Below are 21336 nucleotides of genomic sequence, written 5' to 3' on the forward strand. Positions count from 1 at the left end.
AAATTAAGTTCATTTTAACATATTTTCTATGATTTCGCTTGCGTATATGTTATGTAGAAAGAGAGAGAGAATAGAAAAAAAAAGCCGCTATAAGCGACTTTTTAATATCCGTACTCCCAATCTATTTCATCTTCATTCCATAGTACAGAGGATACTTTGCCAAGGTGAACAACTGATTCATTCACAGCACATGTGCAATTTTCATCTCCTGTTTTATGCTGTAACTCTTCATATACCGATTTTTCAACATTTTCTAGAACGACCAAATTTTCTTCTTTTAAAACAAGCGTAGTACCCGCCATATTTATCTTCCTCCTACTAAAATAATGATCACTTATTTGTAAACATAGATAGTATGGATTATATGCTGTATTTTGCTATAGTTGTCCGTCTCATGAAGTATTTTTTTATTTTCTTTGTAATCCGTATTCATTGTATACTGCCAGGCAGAAATTTGGTACAGGGTTTACATTCATTTCGAAAATCTGTAACAATTATTATGTGATGTTAACAAAGAATTAACAAATATGTTAAGAAAAATCAAAATTTTAAAACAAATAAAGCCGTAAAATGATATAATCATATCAAAATACATATAGGGGATGAGAGGCTATGGAGCTTATCCGTGATTTAATGATCCAAATTGCCATCATTATTTTGCCACTATTTTTATATGAAGCGATTCGCCTAAATCGTTATCAAGAAATGCCTCCGAAGCCGAACCGCTACTTTATTATGTTTCTATCTAGCATTACACTCGTTCTCTCCATGACATACTCTATTTGTTTTGGTGACATTTGTGGGTATAACTTTCACCCAATCCCGATTGTTAGTGGTTTTTTATATGGTGGGATTGTTGGTTTAATCCCGGCCGTTATTTTTGTTGCATATGAATGGGCACTAAAAGGAATGAACCTTCTTCCAGTCATAGAAGTAATATTTCTATTAATCGTTCCATTATTTTTATCAAAGAAATGGTCTCTATTTTCAAGAGATAAGAAGCTAATTTTAGCATTTATGATTTCATCATTGTACGTACTTGTTTCTCTAGTGATTGGCATAATTACTGTTCTGTTAGAAACGGGGTTTACACCGCATATTTCGCACATATATAGCGGATATATATTTGCTTCGCTTATTATGGTTATGACAATGGTATTTCAGGTGTACTTAACAGAATATTTAAATGAAAATGCAATACTACGTACAGAGATGCAAAAGTCAGAAAAGCTTAATATTGTAAGTGAGTTGGCAGCAAGTGTTGCACATGAGGTTCGGAATCCGCTCACTGTTGTTCGTGGCTTTATTCAATTGCTAGAAAGTACGGAAGATGTGAAGAATAAGGATTATATGCGTCTCGTCTTAGCAGAATTGGACCGGGCAGAACAAATTATTTCAGATTATTTAAATTTAGCAAGGCCACAAATTGAGAAAAAAGAACACATTTGCTTATCCGCTCAATTAATAGAAATGACAACTCTTATGTCATCATTTGCAGCGATGCAAGGTGTATATTTGCAAGTTGAGATTTCTGAAAGTCTTTATACGATTGGCGATAAGACGAAATTGAAACAAGCTATTATGAATGTTGTTAAAAATGGTATTGAAGCAATTCAAGGAAATAAAGGGTATTTAAAAGTAACGGCTATGCAAAAAGATGAAACGATTGTAATAAGAGTTAAAGATAGTGGTGTTGGAATGACGAAAGAACAGTTAGCTAGGCTAGGACAACCATATTATTCTTTAAAAGAAAAAGGAACAGGATTAGGGCTTATGGTAACATTTAGTATTTTACAAGCGCATAATGGTACGCTGGAATATAAAAGCGAAAGTGGGAAAGGGACGGAAGCGATTATTATATTGCCAGCTGTACGAAATAAGGAATAAAAGTTACCGTTGGAAGGTAACTTTTTATTTTATATAGGAAAAAATATATTATTTTATTCAGTTGTTTTTCCTTCTTTTGTTCTGCTAAATAAACTCCTAAATGATTGGAAAAAGCTTTGTTCTTTTGAAGCTGCGACTAATCGTTTTGTTTCTTGAATTTCACGAATCACTTGCATAAGTTGTGCATCGCGGTTGCTGTCTTTATTATAAATTTGATTTACGAGTTTATTCATTTTTTCTTCTTGCTTAGATTCTCGTTTATACATATGATTCATTAATAAGTCCATCTTTTCTTTTTGTAGGGCATCTGTTTGAGCGGCATGATCTACTAACTCTTGTAGCATTTTTTCTTGAGAGCCTTCTTTTACATAGACTTGTTGCATCAATTCATCTAGCTTTTCATCTTTTAAACGATTTTGGGTAATAAGGGTAGAATTTTGATGAATAATTGCTTCATTTAATTGAGCGAGCATTTCAAGCTTTAACATGAACTCCTCAAAGTTACGCCCATCTTCTTTTTCTTTCGGTTGTATTTCTTGCGTATCTTGTATAACTGGTACAGGTGGGGCCTCTTTTTCTTTTAAAATAAGGGGTATTGTTTCTGAAATGTCTTCTTGCAATGTAGCAGCTCTTTCATGTATAGATTTCAATAGTTTTAAATCATCCAATTTATAAATACGAGCATCAGCTGTTTTGGAAATCATATAACCATGTTCCTCTAACAGTTGACTATATTTGCGAACTATATGTTTTGGGATGCCTGTTTTATTCGTGACATCTTTCGTTTTATAGGTAGCTTCCATAATATTTCCTCCCCAAAAAGTATCGTATATATCATTTCAATCTTTTATGAGGACTTCCTTTGAAAAAGAATGTCGGAAGGTTATTAGTTTTCTACAGCATTAGTGAAAAGATGAAGGAAAATGAGAGTTTTTTGGCGGAATGGCGAAGAAGAGCTAAAATAATGTCTGAAAACATATACAGGAGAAGTTTGTTATAATAACTGAGGAAAAGAAACTGGTAGAATCATGGAGGTATACATGAAGCAATTAAAAGGTATTATCATTTCAATTATTGCAATTCTTTCTATTGTAGTAGCGGTTTATGAAGTACTTGTTCCAGGGGAAACAAGTATCAAAAAAACAAATGCGTATGATCAAGTTCTAGAATTTCCGAAAGAGCGATATCCAGAGACAGGGAAACATATTACGGATGCTATAAAAGAAGGACATTCAGAAGTTTGTACAATCGACCGTGGTGGTGCTGCGGATAGAAGAAAATTATCGTTAGCTCCATATCCATCAAAAAAAGGGTATGATCGTGATGAATGGCCAATGGCGATGTGTAAAGAAGGCGGAAAAGGAGCACATATTGAATATATAAGTCCAGCGGATAACCGCGGGGCAGGGTCTTGGGTAGGAAATAAGTTAGACAAATACCCAGATGGTACACGTGTGAAATTTGACGTAAAGTAGTAGTTGCATATTTCATAATGAAGGAGAAGGGGAACGATGGAGTTAACAATTTCGTATTCGCAATTAATGTTGATGAACTATGACGGTGAGCAGCCTTACGTTGACTGGACAGATGAAGATTTTGAAAGAGGTTATGCGAAGGCGGATGGAACTGTTATTTTTGAAGCACTCTCTGATTATACTTGTGAAGTAAAAGTGACCCAAGGGAAACATATTGAAAAAGAAGAAGTGATTAGAACGGTTACAGTTCCTTTCACAGTTGAAAATGAATGTATCGTTGTAACAAGTATTCTTTCAAATAAATTTCAAATCCCTATTCCAAATGGTGAGTATACAGTTGTATTACAAGCAACTCCTCTTGAAGAACCAACGGATGATGAATTATATAAAATACAATACGAATTCTTTTTTGAAAGTAAAGAATAAAAAATGGGTTATCCTCAAAAAGGATAACCCATTTTTGTTATGCGTTTGTTTTTAGCAGGGAACGAGCATCTTTTGCTGCTTGCACCATGTGTTCTAAAGCTGGAATAACTTCTTCTGTTCTTCTCGTTTTTAAACCACAATCAGGATTAATCCAGAAATATTTAGGATCGCATACTTCTAAAGATTGTTCTACGATTTTATACATTTCATCTTTACTCGGTACACGTGGGCTATGAATATCATATACACCTAGACCGATGCCTTTTTCATATGTTGTATGTTTTAATGTATCAATAAATTCACCGTGACTTCTTGAAGTTTCGATAGAAATCACATCTGCATCTAATGCACGAATTGCGTCAACAATATCTTCGAAGTTACTGTAACACATATGAGTATGAATTTGTGTTTCATTTGCTACAGAAGAAGTTGCTAAAAGGAAGGATTGTACTGCCCATGTAATATAAGCGTCCCAATCTTTTTCTTTTAGTGGCATTCCTTCACGAAGTGCTGGCTCATCGACTTGGATTACTCGAATTCCGGAAGATTCAAGTAATTCAATTTCGTGACGAAGAGCTAATGCAATTTGATACGAAACTTCTTTTCTTGGAATGTCATTTCGAACGAAGGACCAATTTAAAATTGTAACAGGTCCAGTTAACATTCCTTTTACAACTTTCTCTGTTAAGCTTTGTGCATAAACAGTTTCCTTAATAGTCATTCCGTTAATAAAGGCTACATCACCATAAATAACAGGTGGTTTTACGCAGCGGGAACCGTATGATTGCACCCAACCGTTTTTAGTGAATGAGAAACCAGCAAGACGCTCACCGAAATATTCGACCATGTCAGTTCTTTCGAATTCACCATGTACAAGGACATCAAGACCAATTTCTTCTTGGTAACGAATCCATTTTTCTGTCTCTTTTTCAATGAATTGTTCATATTGTTCATTTGAAATAACACCGTTACGCCATTCTTTTCGCGTTTGACGAACTTCAGTTGTTTGCGGGAAGCTACCGATAGTCGTTGTTGGTAACAATGGTAACTCCAGGGCAACTTGTTGTAATTCATAGCGCTTTTCAAATGGAAGAGGACGTGAAAAATCTTCTTCTTTTAGTGCTGTACGTGCTGCTTTCACATCTTCTCGGTTACGTGCAGCAGACGACCGAATTGTATGATGTACATTTCGGTATGTTTCCAGCTCATTACTAATGCTTTCTGTACCTTGAGTCAGAGCGGAATGAATAAGAACTAACTCTTCTAATTTTTGATTTGCAAATGCTAACGCATCAAATAGCTCAGTCGATAAGTGAGTTTCTTCTGTTTTATCGATTGGTGTATGCAATAAGCTACAAGAAGGCTGAACGATGAAATCTTTCGTTTGGACTTGTTTTTGTAACGTTGTAAATAACGTAAGAACTTCATCAAGGTCAGCTCTCCAAATGTTACGGCCATCTATACAACCGACAGCTAAAGTTTTATCAGCTGGGAATCCGTATTTTGAAATAGCATTTAGATTACCTTCTTTACCATGAACGAAATCTAATCCAATACCGGATACAGGGAATGTAATAATTTCTTCATAGTTTTCTTCTACACTATCAAAATATGTTTGTAAAAGAAGAGTCGCATTTGGAACATCTTTACGAATAGCTTCATAAATTTCTTTTGCTTGTTGTACTTCTTCTTTCGTTAAAGAAGCGAAAATCGGTTCATCAATTTGAATGACTTGTGCACCAGCTGCATGTAGTTCTGAAAGCAGTTGTACGTATGGTGCAACTAATTGTTTTAAAATTGTAGCGAATTGTTCTTGTGTATACCCTTTAGCTAATTTCAAGAAAGTATATGGTCCTAAAATAACAGGCTTTCCATCTACTCCTAATTCTTGTTTTGCCTCTTCGTATAAGCGAAGTGGACGATTATCTTTTAAAGAGATTTGTAATCCCTCTTCATATTCAGGAACTATATAATGATAGTTTGTGTTAAACCATTTTGTCATTTCGGAAGCTACGTGATCTTTAGAGCCACGCGCCATTGCGAAATATACATCAAGATAAGATGTAAACTCAGAAAAACGTGATGGAATAAATCCTAGCATATAAGCAGTATCCAAAACGTGATCATAATATGTAAAGTCGCCAACTGGAATGAGTTCAATCCCTTTTTCTTGCTGTACTTTAACGTGTTGAAGGCGAATTTCTTTCATCGTTGTTAAAAATTGTTCTTCATCGATTTTATTGGACCAAAAAGCTTCCAATGTTTTTTTCCACTCTCGTTGTAGTCCGATACGTGGATAACCTAAATTACTTGTTTGAATTGCCATTTCAAATTCCTCCCTAATTGAAAGTAAGCATTTCCGTTTACTAGGAAATACCTATAACAAAAAGTATAAAGGCATAGAAAATAAGCCTTCCTTTTTGTTTTAACACCTCATCATCATCCGTGAATCTATCAGTGTTGTTAAAACAGGCAGGTCTCCTGACTTATGCTTCATATAATTTCTTTCACCTTCCCGTTTTCACAGTGGCACTAAAAAGAAATCTCAGCATTTACAGTGGCGGGACCGTGTTGGATTTTCACCAATCTTCCCTTTTAAACACGAAACGAAATTTTCGTGTACCTATTTTCCTTTTGAAAGGAATTTAACAAGCGATATGATATTGAAACAAATTCTAACACAATTTTTGGAATTTTGTCTACTGTTTTAAAATAAGAAAATTCTAAAGTTTTTTTATTTTTATTATTCGGATTCTTCTGATTTTTTAGGGGGTGAATCGCGGTTAAACATACAAAGAAAATGTACTTGTACAGAGATAAGATGATAGTTATGTTATTTGAAAATTCGTCCATATTTTGGAATGAGGAAGGGAATTGGATGGTTCATTTTGAAATAGTAAGTTATTACAAGAAAGAACAAGATTTCTGTATAAAGATACATAAACTAAGTTTATAGAAATGGGGAATTTCAATTGGAACAAAGTACACAAAATATATATTCACCGCCAAAACATATAGTTTCAGCAGCGACAATTGTAATGAATGAACAAAATGAAATCCTATTAATTAAAGGACCTAGAAGAGGATGGGAAATGCCAGGTGGACAAGTTGAAGAAGGGGAGTCTTTGAAAGATGCTGCAATAAGGGAAACGAAAGAGGAAACGGGTATTGATATTGAGGTTTTAAAATTTTGTGGAGTATTTCAAAATGTGAACCATTCAATATGTAACACATTGTTTTTAGCTAGACCAGTTGGAGGTAAATTAACGACTACACCAGAAAGTTTGGAAGTAGGGTTTTATCCTATTGAGCAGGCGTTAGAGATGGTGAATTTTATGAATTTCAGACAAAGAATTGAATATAGCTTGGATGAAAATCGACAACCTTTTTATATAGAGTTTTAAGAAATAATCTTCCATTATGGGACTATGGTGATGAAGAAATCCTTGTTATATTTTTGAGCGCAGTGAAGTATCTTATAACCAAAATTAAACAAGCATAATCCGTCCTAAATTAGAACAGGGCTATGCTTGTTTTAGATTATCAAATGAAATAACTTTATTATCTTTTACAGTTGCTTCTTTATAACCTCAACCTTCATTTTTATCAATTTCTGAAAGGCGTCCTGCAACTGCATCTGTAAGGAGGGTGTTTAACCATTGCAATTCAACTGTAATATGTTCAATAACACTTTGTAAAATATATAGTTGTGCACGTGGGATTTGTCCTTTGCTACAATCATGAATAGTTTGCATTTTATGTAAATATTGAACGGTATCATTTTTCTTTTTTTCTAAAATCGGAACTAACTCTTGGTCATCACCAAAATGAGCGAAAGAGAGTGCCGAATAAATTGGTTTATATATTTGATTTTTTGCTTCGAATTGTTTTAATAGTAACTTGTGAAATAATTGTTTACCTTCTTCTGTTATATGAAAGATTGTTTTATCTGGTCTATTCGTATCTCGAACAATAGTTGTAATACTAATTGCACCTTGCTTTTCTAATTGCTCGAAGGCGTAATAAAGTGATCCTTTTGCATATTTAATATAACAATCCATTTGTCTTTCTTTCATGATGTGTTGCACTTCATATGGATGTTTATCCCCTTCGAGTAGCAAGCCGAGAATGACTAATTTCATGCTCATGCTATCTCAACTCCTATAAATAAAAACTTTATACATATTATAAACGGCATACCCTTTTTCATAAAGGATATGCCGTTTCTTTTTTCTATACTAACTTACTTGCTTTTGTTTTTGTTTCGTTTTTGGACCTGTAAAGAGGCGTTCATTTCCCATAAGTAAAATACAAATAATACTTAGTACAGCGGGGATAAGTGCCCAGAAGAATGTGCTGGCAATAGATGTTGCTAGAGCCTCTTTAATACCAGTTAATATTTCAGCTGGTATTTTCTCGGTAGCACCTTGTGATAATAAGAAACTTGTGTCTCCACCTTTTGGAGCTAATTTTGCTAGTTCAGGAGGGAATACAGTGTTTAGTTTATCCGTAAAAGTATGATTTTGAATGGTACCAAAAATTGTTACACCAAGAGTCATACCGAGTGAACGGAAGAATGAGTTTGTTGATGTAGCAGAACCACGGTCTCGCATTTCTAACTTGTGGATAGAAGACATACTTAAAACTGAGAACGAGAAACCAACTCCAAGTCCAGTGAGAACCATAAATAGCGTTACAAGTAGACGAGGTGTATCCATTGTTAACGTGCTTAGTAAATAAATACCAATTACGAAGAAAACACCAGATACCACCATGATGTTACGATAACTTGTTCGAGAAGCTAACTGTCCACCTGTTTGGCTTCCAATTACAGAGCCAACCATCATAGGTGTTAAAATTAATCCAGCATTTGAGGCTGAACCACCGAGAACACCTTGAACGAAGATTGGGATATAAACAGTACAGATAATAAAAGCGGCACCATAGAAAAAGGCAACGCCTTGGCTAGCTGCGAATAAAGGCTTTTTAAATAGATGGAAAGAAATGATAGGTTCAGTTGCTTTTCGTTCTACGAAGAAGAAAATAATAAGCATAATAACAACTGTTGTAAATAAACCGATAATTACAGTGGAATTCCATGCATATTCTTTACCGCCAAGTTCTAAGGCAAACATTAAGCACACGATACTAATAACAAGTGTAATAGCGCCAGCCCAATCGATTTTTTGTTTTCTAAATTCTAGAGATTCACTGTAGTATTTAGTAATGAAGAAGAAGGAGATAAGTCCTAATGGAATATTAATATAGAAGACCCAATGCCAACTTATATAGTCTGTAATATAAGCACCTAATAAAGGACCGAATACACTAGATGTCCCGAAAACCGCACCGAATAGCCCTGTCATTTTTCCGCGCTTTTCTGGTGGGAATATATCGTACATAATTGTAAAGGCGATAGGCATAAGAGCACCGCCACCGATTCCTTGAATTGCTCTATAAATACTTAGTTGCTCAATACTAGATGCTGTTCCGCAAAGTGCAGAACCGAATAAGAAAAGAATAAGACCACCAATATAAAAGCGTTTCCGTCCGTACATATCAGAAAGTTTTCCGAAGATAGGCATCCCTGCCATTGTTGCTACCATATATGCAGACGTGACCCAAACGAACTTGTCAAATCCTCCTAGGTCTCCAACAATCGTTGCCATTGCTGTTGCAACGATTGTATTATCCATTGCCGCCATTAAAATACCAAGTAATAAACCTGCAACAACAAATTTTGTATTGTTGGAGTCTGTTTTTGATAATTGAGATTCCAAATATAACCCTCCTTTAATAATAAGTAAACTATATGAAGTTTTGAGTGCAGCGCATAAAAATGTAAAGTATAGTTCTTTCAAATCAATTTACACAAGTGCACAAGCCATAAAGAATATTATAGTCAAATTTGACTAAAAGGCAAACTTTTTCTTCCGTCAAAATATTCTGTTGTATGGACTGTGAAAGAGTGAGTAATACTTAATATTGGTATAAAGTCAATGAAGGAAATTGTAAAAAAATATTTCAGTAAGAATACCGTCTGTGAACAGATGAAAAATGGTTTTTTCTTTACATTGTCGAATAGGATAAAAGGAAGAGTAATAATTATATATCGTTTGTAACAAACTTTATTAATATGGTGTAGAGAGGCAGAATAAGGTCGTATGGATATGATGCATCTGAAATGGGGTGAATATTATTATGAAAATATGGAAACGAATTTCGGATCAAGGAAGGCGTTCAATACCGCTACAACCGGTGTTATGGATTGATGGCTCAAAAAAGGAAAACGAATGTCCTAATGTAGCAGTTACATTGCAAATCCGTAGTATGTATAAAGAAAAATTTTCATATGAACTGACCTATGATGTAAATGACATACTTATTATTCGAATGGAAGTTGAAAATAAAGGAATGGAAATGATTTCACGAGTTGTAGTAAGTCATATGATTCGAGATTATTTTGCCTATATTCCAAACTCATTAAAGGCTGATAAGGGGATGAGTGAGTTCCTGTTCCAGCTTGTAAGGTGGCGGATTGATAATTTGTTACCGAATGAGAAGGTGGAACTAATTTGTAAAATAAAAGCAAATAAAGATAAAGCACTTAAAAACGCATTATTTCAGGCTACATATACATTTCAATATAAAGGAGTATCATATGGTCCACTGCAAACAAATGAAGTTGTAGTGCGGCAATGAAAAAAAGGAACCTGTACGAAAGGTTCCTTTCTTTAATGGAGGTTGTGTTTTTTGAGTACTTTTTTTTGCTCGATTCCTTTTTTTCCTACATAATTATTTTTATAACCAAAATATAGGATGAAAAGAAAGGAAGCAACATTTACAATAGCGTCTATTTGATCGTTGGTAATAAAGTTCACTCCGAAAGAATTAAACAGTAATTTTAATGATAATAGAAAGCCTGCTAGTAAACGTATAATATCTGATAGATTTTCTTTTTGTAGCATACAGATCACCTCTTCCTAAAAACGATATATAGTATATATATGAAATGGAATAGAAATGGTAGACAAGCTTAAGCGGAAATGTACACTCAATATGTACATTTTTTATTTTGTAGAAAAACATAATTGTTATAGAAACATATATTGGTATAGAAGGGAGGAAAAGTATGAAACATAAAGGGAAAATTAGTGGATTATTACTTGGGAATACAGTGGCAGTTACAGAATGGATTGCGCTTCAGGATGTAATTACAAAACTGGATTCGCGATCATTTTATACCGTCTTTATTATTTATATATTGCAAATGATACTCAGCTATTATTTTGGACATTGGTATGATAAAAGAGCGAGTGGGCGTCTGGATACGGAAGTAGGAGGAATGGCAAGTAATGATTTTGTAGTTGATTTCTTTGAGAAAGTAGCTGCTTTATCAGAGCGGGATTCTCATAATATTACAGTGTACATTCTTTCTGTGAAAGAATGGAAAGGACTAAAAGAAACAGTGCAAGAAAAAAAATTGGAGGTGCTAGTACAAAAATTGGAGAGTACGATTGTAAAGACAATTCGTAAAGGAGATGTCGTTACTAAGTGGGATGAAAATAAGTATGTTATTGTGGCGATTGATAACGGACATGAAAAGTCGACAATAACAAACCGATTAATGAAAAGTATTGAAAGCGAAATAGAAAATGGTTTGTTAAGTATAACCCTATTATTTGGAGCTGCTAGTTATCCAATAGAAGGAAAAACTTTTGAAGAATTGTTAAGAAAGGCACAAAATCAATTGTACCAACATAGGGATTTGTAAGGAAATGAGTGAAACTTTGATTTAAAGAAATATGAAATGAAGAAGTTTTAAATGTAACATTTTTTTGACTTTTATTACAAAAAGAACTTTTATTGTAATAAAAGTCTTTAAAAATATATAGAATAAGCATATAATTATGATGGATGTGTCAATGCATTTTGCACAATGTGTTTCATTTTAAAAGTGTAGAGGAAAGCATGCTCTACACTTTTCCTTTTTAGGGGATAATAAGAATAATTGTAAGTTGTTGCAAGGTAGCATTTAAACTGTGTAAAATGAACAAAGAAATTATTTGATAGAAAGCGGAAAGGGAATGATAGAATGATAGACGTGAGAGAACAACGAACATCTTTTATCAGGTGAATTATTACTGTTGTTCTTCAAATTATTATGGCTGTGATGAATTCCGTTGTACTTTTATGTAATACATAGTATGAACAAGTTTTAAAAAGTGCCAAGTAAAAGTATATGTAAAGATGGATACGAAATTGCTATTGAGCTCAAAGACGTAAAATGTAATTTCAAGTAATACAATTTGACAAGTATTAATAAATAATATCAATGATTTTCGTAAAAAAGGTGCGAGTGTGGAGTTTATAGAAGGATATATAATTTTCATAGCTTTTTACACGATGATCGTATATAAGTAGGAGGAAAAGATGTTGAAGTATAGTAAATTAGCAATTGTAACTGCATTATCAATGACTTTATTAGCCGGTTGTTTCGGGCCGAAACCAGAAGAGGAATTATATGTTGCGTTTGAAAATGCTGCAAAGCAAGAAAAAACAATGTTTGAAGATGCAAAAAAACTTGAAACTTTAGAGAAAGAGGGACAAGAATTATATAACCAGATTGTTCAAGAGGGAAAAGATAATAATCAAACTGTTAAGGAAAAACTGAATCAAGCAGTGAAAAATACAGATGAACGAGAAAAAGTGCTTACAAAAGAAAAAGAATCTTTAAATAAGGCACAAGAAGAAGTGAAATCAGCAGATAAATATGTGAAGAAAATTGAAGATAAGAAATTGAAAGATCAAGCGGATAAAGTGAAAAGTACATATGAGAAACGACATGATTCATTTAACAAAATGTATGATAGCTATGGTAAATCGTTAAAACAAGAAAAAGAATTATATACAATGCTACAAGATAAAGGTACAAAATTAAAAGATATTAGTGAAAAAGTAAAAGTAGTAAATCAATCTTATAAAGATATTGAATCAGAAAAAGATAAGTTTAATGAATTTACGAAATCTTATAATACAGAAAAAATAGCTTTTTATAAACAAGCAAATATTAAAATTAAAGAAGAGAAAAAATAAAACAGTTTGGCCTACAATTGGCCAAACTGTTTTATTTTTTTGTATAAGTACGACTATACCATGGGACAGGTTCACTTAATTTTTTCTCTTGTTTCAGTGCTTCAGGACCAATATAATCTTGAAGTGTCTTTTTTGCTACTGTTAAAGATAAGTTTGTTTTCGGATTTCGATAGGAGGATTCAAGATGACCAAGATGTGGTAGGATTCGAAAATCTTCTTTTGTAGGAGGAATATGGAAAAAATAATCACCTAAACGGATAAGAACATCCGATTGTTGTTGGCTAAAGCGTGGATTTCTAGAAAAATGTAATCCTTCTTTAATAGCTTTTTTTTCAGCAATTAAGCGTTCTAAAGCCGTCTTTTTTAACCAATATAAATACTTCGGATTAGTTGCAGCTTTAGCATGACGATTCACAACGAAAATAGATTGAGCTAGTCGATTAATAGAATGTTGGTTTTGTAATTGAGATTGTGGTTGTGAAGGTTTCATATGGAATCTCCTTTCAATTTTTCATTATTATAACATAAATAAAATAGATTTTTATTATATGCAAAAAGTGATTGTATATATTTTCAATATTAAAGCAATATTGTTACAAAAAACAACTATTTTGTATAATAGTAATAGAATGTGCTTTAGAAATTTGATAATGAAAGAGTGAGAAGTTTGAAAGAAATATTAAAACAGCAATATGCCATTATAGATATTGGATCTAATACAATGCGTTTAGTTATTTATGAAAAGCAAAACGGAGGTTTTTATAAGGAGATTGAAAATACGAAAGTGGTTGCTCGGTTAAGGAATTATTTAATCGATGGTGTGTTGATTGAAGAAGGAATAGACGTGTTGTTACGAACATTATTTCAATTTCAAGAAAGTACACGATTCCACCAGTTGCATCATGTACTTTGTGTTGCAACAGCAACAATTAGACAGGCCGAGAATCAAGAGGCTATTAAAAAGCTTGTTGAAGGACAAACAGACTTTACTCTTAGAGTATTATCAGAATATGAGGAAGCACGTTACGGCTATTTAGCGGTTATGAATTCAACTTCGTTCTCTGAAGGAGTTACAGTAGATATTGGTGGAGGAAGTACGGAAGTTACATACTTTCGAAATAGAGAAATTTTAGAGTACCATAGCTTTCCTTTTGGAGCACTTTCTTTAAAGCAACAATTTATTAAAGAGGATATACCTACTAAAGACGAATTGGAAAAGATTCAAACGTACTTAGAATATCAATTTCGAACATTACCATGGTTAATTGATAAGAAATTGCCTCTTATTGCAATTGGTGGTAGTGCGAGGAACTTAGTGAAAATCCATCAAAATTTAATTTGTTATCCTATAGCAGGGGTACATTTATATAAAATGAAAGAAGAAGATATTAAACATGTGAAAGAAGAATTGGAAGCATTGTCGTTCATAGAACTTCAAAAATTGGAAGGATTGGCAAAAGATCGAGCAGATACAATTATTCCAGCAGTCGAAGTTTTTCATACGCTTGTTAATGTTATAGAGGCACCAGCATTTGTATTAAGTAGAAAAGGGTTACGAGAAGGTGTTTTCTATGAAGAGTTGACAAAAGATTTGGGGATTTCATATTATCCGAACGTAGTCGAAGAAAGTCTGCATTTATTATCACATGAATATGAAATGGATATGGAATTTGTAATTCAGCTTATTAAACATGGAAGATTGATTTGTCAACAGCTTGAGGAAACAGGGCTAATTTCTATGTCAGAAAAAGACTGGGAAGTATTCCATCAAGCGGCGAAAGTATTTAATATAGGTAAATATATAGACGAAGAAGCGAGCCGCTTACATACGTTTTATTTATTAGCGAATAAAACAATCGATGGTATGATGCATAAAGAGCGAGTTAGATTAGCGCTTATTGCGTCTTATAAATCAAAAATGTTATTTAAACAACACTTGTCCCCATTTGAAGGATGGTTCGATAAAAATGAACAAAAAAAAATTCGTCTATTAGGGGCTGTTTTACAATTTTCAGCAGCTCTAAATATAAGGCAAAGATCGCTTGTTGAATCGATATCTATAACAGATAGTAAAGAGGGATTAACATTTACAATTGTATGTGAGCAATCGGCATTAGCGGAAAAAGTGCAAGCTGAAAAGCAAAAAAAGCAGCTGGAAAGAGTGTTGAAAACGACTATTCACTTATCCTTCGAATCAAACTGTTAAGTTGTACGGATGTCTTTACAAAAAATTAACACTTTGGAATATTGTAATTTGCTAAAATGAAAGTAACTAAATTATAGTAAAAAAGTTTCAAGGGAAGTGTGAAGAGGATGGAAATGTTGAAGGGGAATATAGTTAATTTAAATGATACAGCTTATTACAATAATCGAGAATTAAGTTGGTTAGCATTTAATGAACGTGTACTGCAAGAAGCACAGGATGAAACGAATCCGCTCTTGGAAAGATTAAAGTTTATTAGCATTTTCAGCTCAAATTTAGATGAATTCTTTATGGTACGCGTGGCAGGATTGAAGGATCAAGTGAGTGCTGGGTTTAACCAACCAGAAAATAAGGCTGGATTAACACCAAAAAAGCAATTAAACAAAATTGCGATAAAGGCCCATGAATTAATGACTGTACAATATAATACGTTTAAAAATTATGTGTTGCCAGCGCTGGAGATAGAAGGAATTGAGCGTTTAACATTCCATGATTTGACGAAGGAACAGAGAGAATTTATAGAAGAGTATTTTGATGAGCAAATTTTCCCAGTCTTAACACCTGTAGCTATCGATGCATATCGTCCATTTCCAATGTTATTAAATAAAAGTTTGAATTTAGCTACTCTTTTATATGATGAGAAACAAGTGGAGGAGGAAAACCGTACAAAGTTAGGAATTGTACAAGTTCCTTCATTACTTGAACGTTTCATATTTTTACCGAGTGAAGGGCAAAAGCATAAATTTATTTTATTAGAAGATGTAATTAGTGGTTTTACTCATAAATTATTTACAGGATATAATGTATCATCTGTTACTCGTTTCCGTATTACACGCAATGCGGATTTAACAATTCATGAAGAAGGTGCGAGGGATTTATTAAAGGTAATTGAAAAAGAATTAAAGAAGCGTAAGTGGGGAGCTGCTGTACGTTTAGAAGTTGGCAAAGAGCATATTGATGAAAGAGTATTAGCATTATTATATGAGGTGTTGGAAGTAAAAGATGAAGATGTGTATATAATGGATGGACCGCTAGATTTAACATGTCTATTTTCTTTATATAAAAAACTAGCTCCTTTATATGAACATTTAGTATATCCGGCTCTTATTCCGCAAAGGCCTCAAGACTTAGGGGATGCGGAAGATGTATTTGAAAAAGCAATTGAGCATGATATTTTATTACATCATCCCTTTGAATCGTTTCAGCCAGTAGTTGATTTTGTCCGTGATGCGGCAGACGATCCGAATGTACTTGCGATCAAACAAACATTATATCGAGTAAGTGGGGATTCGCCGATTATTCAGGCGCTAAAAGTAGCGGCTGAAAAAGGAAAGCAAGTGACGGTATTAGTTGAGTTAAAGGCAAGATTCGATGAAGAAAATAATGTGCATTGGGCTAAAGAATTAGAAAAGGCAGGCTGTCACGTTATTTACGGTGTAAGTCATTTGAAAACACATAGTAAAATTACACTAGTTGTAAGAAGAAAAAACGGAAAAATCGAAAGGTTCGTACATCTTGGGACTGGGAATTATAATGACGCAACAGCAAAGTTATATACTGATTTCGGGTATATTACATCACGAAAAGACTTTGGGGTCGATGCAACAAATTTCTTTAATTATTTGAGTGGTTATACAACAAAGCCACATTTTCATCATTTATCGGTTGCACCATTTGATATAAGAGAGCAATTTATGGATTTAATAGATGAAGAAATTCGTTATCATAGGCAATATGGAAATGGATATATTATTGCTAAGATGAATTCATTAACAGATAAGCCATTAATAAAAAAAATGTATGAAGCATCACAAGCTGGAGTGAAGGTAGAGCTCATCGTTCGAGGAACATGTTGTTTAAGGCCTGGTATTCTAAATGTAAGTGAAAATATTCGGGTAGTTAGTGTTGTCGGGAGATATTTAGAACATAGCCGAATTTATTATTTCCATCATAATGGAGAGGAAAAGATATATTTATCTTCAGCTGATTGGATGACGCGAAATATGGAAAAACGAGTAGAAATATCTTTCCCGATATTAGATATTGAAATGAAGGCGAGAATTAAGGCGATTTTACAGCTTACATTAGCTGATAATGTGAAAACGCGTGAACAAAATAAAACTGGTGATTATTATTATGTTATTAATAGTAGTACAGAAGAAATTGATAGCCAAGTGAAGTTGTTTAAGATGGCGTATCAAAACACGGATGCTGAATAATGAGAACAAAGAAAAAAACCTCTTAAAAAAAGAGGTTTTTTTACTTTGTTCTCTACTTATTATACGTTCTCTAAATAGAAGAATCTGTAGAGAGAATAGTTTTTATTGTAAGCATGTTAATAGATTATAGATTAGTCAAGAGAGGGAATAACATTGGTAGAATTGTTACAGTACATTAATAATAGTATGGTTGTTGACAAGGTCCACCATAACAAGGGAAAGGTGTTGGCGGTGGGAAAGGTGGTGGATATGGTGGGTAATACGGTCTAGGACCGAAAGCCAATGCTCCGCCGAGCAGTCCACCAGCAATGCCAGCTAGAAATGGGACGCCAAAAAACGGAAAGAAGCGTGAGTCGCCTACTGGACCAATAGGTGCTGAACGGACTGGGATTGGTTGATAATATGGATACATGAACAAACCTCCTTTATTGGACTCACTTTTATCATATGGTAAATGAAACGTGGATGAGCGCGTACAAGAAAGGATATGTAAGAAAATAGGCGAATTATTGCGAATGTTGGAGCGTGAAAATCGTAATTTCAGGTTTTGACATAAATCGGAATGGGACACGTGTTCTTCCAAGGCCTCGATTGACATAGAGAGCTAAATCTTGAATCGTATAGAAGCCCTCAACATAGTTTTTAGCAAGTGATGGGGTAATGATAGCGCCTACAAAAGGAATTTGTACTTGTCCGCCATGGCTATGACCAGAAAGTTGCAAGTTAACTGGATACTTCGCTATTTGAGGTGCAATATCTGGCTCGTGAACAAGAACAATGTTATAAGTGTGTTCCCTTGCGTGCTGTAGTGTCTCCTCTATTTTTGGTTTACCTAGTAGTATATCATCGAGCCCGAAAATGGAGATTTCACTATTATCCAGTAGACGAATTTTCTTTTCGCTATTTAGCAATAGTTCAAATCCAGATTCACGCATGATGTGCTCGTAGTATTCCGTCCCATATCCACCGTGATCGTGGTTACCATAAATAGAAAATTTACCGAAGGGTGCTTGTATATTTTTTAAAATAGATGCAACGAAAGGAGTGTCAGTATATGTTTGATAATTATCAATGAGATCACCAGTAAAAAGAACAATATCTGGCTTTACATCATTAATTTTAGAAACGATTTGAGATAAATGTTGGAGAGAGAAATAGTATCCAAGATGTAAATCGCTAAATTGAAGAATCTTCATACCATGAAAACTTTTTGGTATGAGCTGTGATGTAAGTGTATGTTCTGTCAAAGCGAGTAAATGAGGCTCAATATATTTAGCGTAATAGTATCCGATACTAGTGGTTATAAATGAATATAGACAAGTGCGCATGCCAACTTTTAAAAAATCTCTTCTTGTAATTTTCTTCATAAAAATATGAGTATACCTATTTGACTTATATTACATATGTTTGTTACATTTGCAGGTTACTCAAATCTCCTTTCAGTTTATTTAAAATATATTTTAAATAATAAAAAAGTAGTATAGATTACGAAATAAACAAATGAAAAGAAACCTCTTTACGTTAAAATATCAGAAAAGTTTAAAAATATAAAGATTTCTATCAAATAAAATGATAAAATGAATGTGTATTCATTTTTTGGAGGGGATGTATGTGAAAGAAAAGGTAGTTATTATAACAGGTGGATCAAGCGGAATGGGAAAAGGAATGGCAATTCGTTTTGCAAAAGAAGGGGCACGAGTTGTTATTACAGGACGTACAAAGGAAAAACTAGAGGAAACAAAGTTGGAAATTGAACAATTTCCAGGGCAAATATTACCTGTACAAATGGATGTAAGGAGTACGGACGATATTCAGAAAATGATTGAACAGATTGATGAGAAGTTTGGACGAATTGATATTTTAGTAAATAATGCAGCTGGAAACTTTATTTGTCCAGCAGAAGATTTATCCGTAAATGGCTGGAATTCGGTCATTAATATTGTGTTAAATGGTACATTTTACTGTAGCCAGGCTGTCGGAAAATATTGGATTGAAAAAGGTATAAAAGGGAATATCATTAACATGGTAGCAACATATGCATGGGATGCAGGTCCAGGAGTTATTCATTCGGCTGCAGCGAAGGCTGGAGTATTAGCAATGACGAAGACGCTTGCTGTTGAGTGGGGACGTAAATATGGAATACGAGTAAATGCTATCGCACCAGGACCAATTGAACGTACAGGCGGTGCTGATAAATTATGGATTTCAGAAGAAATGGCTAAGCGTACGATACAAAGTGTTCCGCTTGGAAGGCTGGGTACGCCAGAAGAAATCGCAGGTTTAGCTTATTATTTATGTTCAGATGAAGCTGCGTACATAAATGGAACTTGCATGACAATGGATGGAGGACAACATTTACATCAATATCCATTTTAAAAGGGATGAGAAAATGAATGTTAATTCATTTTTCTACGGTTAAATGTGACGGAATTGTGACATATGAAAGAAAGGTGTTTACAAGAGGTCATATATACGTTATATTTAAGACCTCTTTTTTCTTCATAGTAGAATTGCTAATTCCCCTTAGCATTTTACCCCTCTAATCCCTTCAGGAAAACTGAAGGGATTTTTTATTATTTTTCCGTAAATATCATGTTATAATTTTTGAAAAGTAAAGGGAGGGAAGCACGTTGATAGATGCATTAGATGTAATGAGTAACTTGGATAAAGTCCTTCCTTATTATCAAGCTATTTTTAGTGCTGATGAGCATACTGTAATCGGATATGAAGTAGTAGGACGTATTCAAACAGAAGAGGGCATACAAAGTTTAGCTTCTTTCTTTCATGATGATTCTATTCCAAGTGAGTTTCAACTGGAAGCGGACAATATTATAGTAGAAAAAGCTTTAAATCGTTATTTAGAAAGTGATCAAAAACTATTATTATTTATACATCGGAATGCTAACGTATTAATGAACGATGATGATGAAAGTTTACTTCAACTTTTATTGATGTATGAAGAGCAAGGTTTAAATTTGAAACACATTGTTTTAGAAATTACAGAACATGAATGCAAAGAAGATATAGAGCAATTTAATCATTTGCTTATGTATTATCGTACATATGGTATTCAAATTTCGATTAATAAAGTCGGAACGGGTACAAGTAATTTAGAACGTATTAGCGTGTTAGCGCCAGATATTTTAAAAGTAGATTTAACAAACTTAAGGCAAACTGCACTTTTACAATCTTATCAAGATATTTTATATTCTTTATCATTACTTGCTAGAAGAATTGGTGCGACATTGTTGTATGAAGAGATAGATGCTTTTTATCAACTACAATATGCTTGGAAAAACGGTGGTAGATATTATCAAGGGAATTATTTGAAAGAGTGCTTACCTGATTTTATTGAAACGAACGTTTTGAAAGAACGACTTGGTAATGAGTGTCATCAATTTATTCAACATGAGAAGAAGAAATTACAAAAAATTTATAATTTAACAGAAATGTTACGTGATCGAATTGGTGATGTTCTAGCCAAACAGAAAAAGAATGAAGATATAAATGATTGGTTATTACAATTTAGCCAAAGTGTATCACAGTATAGTTTCCGCATATTTATTTGTAACGAAGATGGTTTCCAACAATCAGGAAACGTTATGAAAAAAGATGGGGAATGGATTGTGATGCCCGAGTATTATATGAAAAACTGGAGTTGGCGTCCGTATTTTCTAGAAAATATTATGAAAATGCGTTTTGAGAATAAGGCAAGACTTTCAGATTTATATGCTGATATTGAAACCGGTGAGATGGTACGAACATTTTCTTTCCCAATTGATGATGAAAACTTTTTATTTATAGATTTATCGTATGAATATTTATATGAAGAAGATGTTTTATTTTAATGCACGAAGAGATTCGTGCATTTTTTGTTTGTTTTTATCATAAATTGGTAATAGTGAAAATGGTGATGAAAATGCTGTCTATCGTTGTAAAGATTTTACGAACGAAACCAGCCCTTTCTTGGCATAATCATTGTTACAATGAATACTACAAAGACAAGTTCTCTTAAAAGGAAGGTGAAAAA

The 21336-nt window shown here is 33.6% G+C and carries 20 protein-coding genes and 1 riboswitch; of the genes, 11 read left to right on the forward strand and 9 right to left on the reverse strand.

Annotation, left to right across the window (positions count from 1 at the left end; translation table 11 throughout):
- Positions 1–101 precede the first annotated feature (101 nt).
- A complete protein-coding gene (locus BAQ44_RS06710; protein ID WP_000929281.1) occupies positions 102–302 on the reverse strand; it encodes a protein YkzT in 201 nt (66 codons plus the stop codon).
- Between the two features lie 310 nt (positions 303–612).
- Here BAQ44_RS06710 and kinB point away from each other — a divergent pair, with 310 nt between their 5' ends.
- Positions 613–1887 carry a sporulation sensor histidine kinase KinB gene (gene kinB, locus BAQ44_RS06715; protein ID WP_061678304.1) on the forward strand — a complete coding sequence of 425 codons (1275 nt, stop codon included), beginning with the start codon at positions 613–615 and terminating at the stop codon, positions 1885–1887.
- A 53-nt stretch (positions 1888–1940) separates the two neighbouring features.
- Here kinB and BAQ44_RS06720 read toward each other — a convergent pair whose 3' ends face one another.
- Positions 1941–2690, reverse strand: coding sequence for a DUF3967 domain-containing protein (locus tag BAQ44_RS06720; protein WP_063260481.1), 750 nt, complete (start codon positions 2688–2690; stop codon positions 1941–1943).
- Positions 2691–2927: 237 nt separating this feature from the next.
- Here BAQ44_RS06720 and nucA point away from each other — a divergent pair, with 237 nt between their 5' ends.
- Together nucA and comJ are read left to right on the forward strand one after the other, a co-directional pair.
- The gene (gene nucA, locus BAQ44_RS06725) at positions 2928–3362 is read left to right on the forward strand and encodes a DNA-entry nuclease (protein WP_063260480.1); all 435 of its coding nucleotides are present in this window, start codon (positions 2928–2930) and stop codon (positions 3360–3362) included.
- A gap of 36 nt (positions 3363–3398) precedes the next feature.
- On the forward strand, positions 3399–3788 hold the full coding sequence (gene comJ / locus BAQ44_RS06730) for a competence protein ComJ (protein WP_071721316.1): 390 nt from the start codon (positions 3399–3401) through the stop codon (positions 3786–3788).
- Between the two features lie 37 nt (positions 3789–3825).
- Here comJ and metE read toward each other — a convergent pair whose 3' ends face one another.
- Complete coding sequence (gene metE / locus BAQ44_RS06735) at positions 3826–6114, reverse strand: 5-methyltetrahydropteroyltriglutamate--homocysteine S-methyltransferase (protein WP_063260478.1); 2289 nt, start codon at positions 6112–6114, stop codon at positions 3826–3828.
- Positions 6115–6242: 128 nt separating this feature from the next.
- Positions 6243–6430: riboswitch (cobalamin riboswitch) on the reverse strand.
- A 330-nt stretch (positions 6431–6760) separates the two neighbouring features.
- Between metE and BAQ44_RS06740 the strand changes: the two genes are divergently transcribed.
- Positions 6761–7192 (forward strand): NUDIX hydrolase, encoded by a 432-nt coding sequence (locus tag BAQ44_RS06740; protein WP_071721319.1) that lies wholly within the window; start codon positions 6761–6763, stop codon positions 7190–7192.
- Positions 7193–7378: 186 nt separating this feature from the next.
- Here BAQ44_RS06740 and BAQ44_RS06745 read toward each other — a convergent pair whose 3' ends face one another.
- Together BAQ44_RS06745 and BAQ44_RS06750 are read right to left on the reverse strand one after the other, a co-directional pair.
- Positions 7379–7936 (reverse strand): PadR family transcriptional regulator, encoded by a 558-nt coding sequence (locus BAQ44_RS06745; RefSeq protein WP_071721321.1) that lies wholly within the window; start codon positions 7934–7936, stop codon positions 7379–7381.
- Between the two features lie 90 nt (positions 7937–8026).
- Positions 8027–9568, reverse strand: a complete 1542-nt coding sequence (locus tag BAQ44_RS06750) for an MDR family MFS transporter (RefSeq protein WP_063260476.1) — start codon at positions 9566–9568, stop codon at positions 8027–8029.
- 421 nt (positions 9569–9989) lie between these two features.
- On the opposite strand from BAQ44_RS06750, the gene BAQ44_RS06755 reads away from it, so the two are divergent.
- Positions 9990–10490 carry a hypothetical protein gene (locus BAQ44_RS06755; protein ID WP_063260475.1) on the forward strand — a complete coding sequence of 167 codons (501 nt, stop codon included), beginning with the start codon at positions 9990–9992 and terminating at the stop codon, positions 10488–10490.
- 32 nt (positions 10491–10522) lie between these two features.
- Here BAQ44_RS06755 and BAQ44_RS06760 read toward each other — a convergent pair whose 3' ends face one another.
- Positions 10523–10756 carry an SPP1 phage holin family protein gene (locus BAQ44_RS06760; protein WP_000939452.1) on the reverse strand — a complete coding sequence of 78 codons (234 nt, stop codon included), beginning with the start codon at positions 10754–10756 and terminating at the stop codon, positions 10523–10525.
- Positions 10757–10920: 164 nt separating this feature from the next.
- Between BAQ44_RS06760 and BAQ44_RS06765 the strand changes: the two genes are divergently transcribed.
- Positions 10921–11562 (forward strand): diguanylate cyclase domain-containing protein, encoded by a 642-nt coding sequence (locus BAQ44_RS06765; protein ID WP_063260474.1) that lies wholly within the window; start codon positions 10921–10923, stop codon positions 11560–11562.
- A 659-nt stretch (positions 11563–12221) separates the two neighbouring features.
- On the forward strand, positions 12222–12884 hold the full coding sequence (locus BAQ44_RS06770; RefSeq protein ID WP_063260473.1) for a YkyA family protein: 663 nt from the start codon (positions 12222–12224) through the stop codon (positions 12882–12884).
- Positions 12885–12915: 31 nt separating this feature from the next.
- Here BAQ44_RS06770 and BAQ44_RS06775 read toward each other — a convergent pair whose 3' ends face one another.
- Entirely contained in the window at positions 12916–13374 is a 459-nt protein-coding gene (locus tag BAQ44_RS06775) for a YkyB family protein (protein WP_000804861.1), read from the reverse strand.
- Between the two features lie 168 nt (positions 13375–13542).
- On the opposite strand from BAQ44_RS06775, the gene ppx reads away from it, so the two are divergent.
- Positions 13543–15090, forward strand: coding sequence for an exopolyphosphatase (gene ppx / locus BAQ44_RS06780; RefSeq protein ID WP_376749164.1), 1548 nt, complete (start codon positions 13543–13545; stop codon positions 15088–15090).
- Positions 15091–15197: 107 nt separating this feature from the next.
- On the forward strand, positions 15198–17306 hold the full coding sequence (locus BAQ44_RS06785) for a polyphosphate kinase (protein ID WP_071721325.1): 2109 nt from the start codon (positions 15198–15200) through the stop codon (positions 17304–17306).
- A 175-nt stretch (positions 17307–17481) separates the two neighbouring features.
- On the opposite strand, the gene BAQ44_RS06795 is transcribed toward BAQ44_RS06785, so the two are convergent.
- Together BAQ44_RS06795 and BAQ44_RS06800 are read right to left on the reverse strand one after the other, a co-directional pair.
- Positions 17482–17718, reverse strand: coding sequence for a hypothetical protein (locus BAQ44_RS06795; protein ID WP_061678291.1), 237 nt, complete (start codon positions 17716–17718; stop codon positions 17482–17484).
- Between the two features lie 94 nt (positions 17719–17812).
- Positions 17813–18673 (reverse strand): metallophosphoesterase, encoded by an 861-nt coding sequence (locus BAQ44_RS06800; protein WP_063260471.1) that lies wholly within the window; start codon positions 18671–18673, stop codon positions 17813–17815.
- A 244-nt stretch (positions 18674–18917) separates the two neighbouring features.
- Here BAQ44_RS06800 and fadH point away from each other — a divergent pair, with 244 nt between their 5' ends.
- Both fadH and BAQ44_RS06810 read left to right on the forward strand, forming a co-directional pair.
- Complete coding sequence (fadH, locus tag BAQ44_RS06805; RefSeq protein ID WP_063260470.1) at positions 18918–19682, forward strand: 2,4-dienoyl-CoA reductase; 765 nt, start codon at positions 18918–18920, stop codon at positions 19680–19682.
- Positions 19683–19936: 254 nt separating this feature from the next.
- Positions 19937–21154, forward strand: coding sequence for an EAL domain-containing protein (locus BAQ44_RS06810; protein ID WP_000564301.1), 1218 nt, complete (start codon positions 19937–19939; stop codon positions 21152–21154).
- Positions 21155–21336: the final 182 nt, after the last annotated feature.

The organism is Bacillus mobilis (assembly GCF_001884045.1).
GTDB lineage: Bacteria > Bacillota > Bacilli > Bacillales > Bacillaceae_G > Bacillus_A > Bacillus_A mobilis.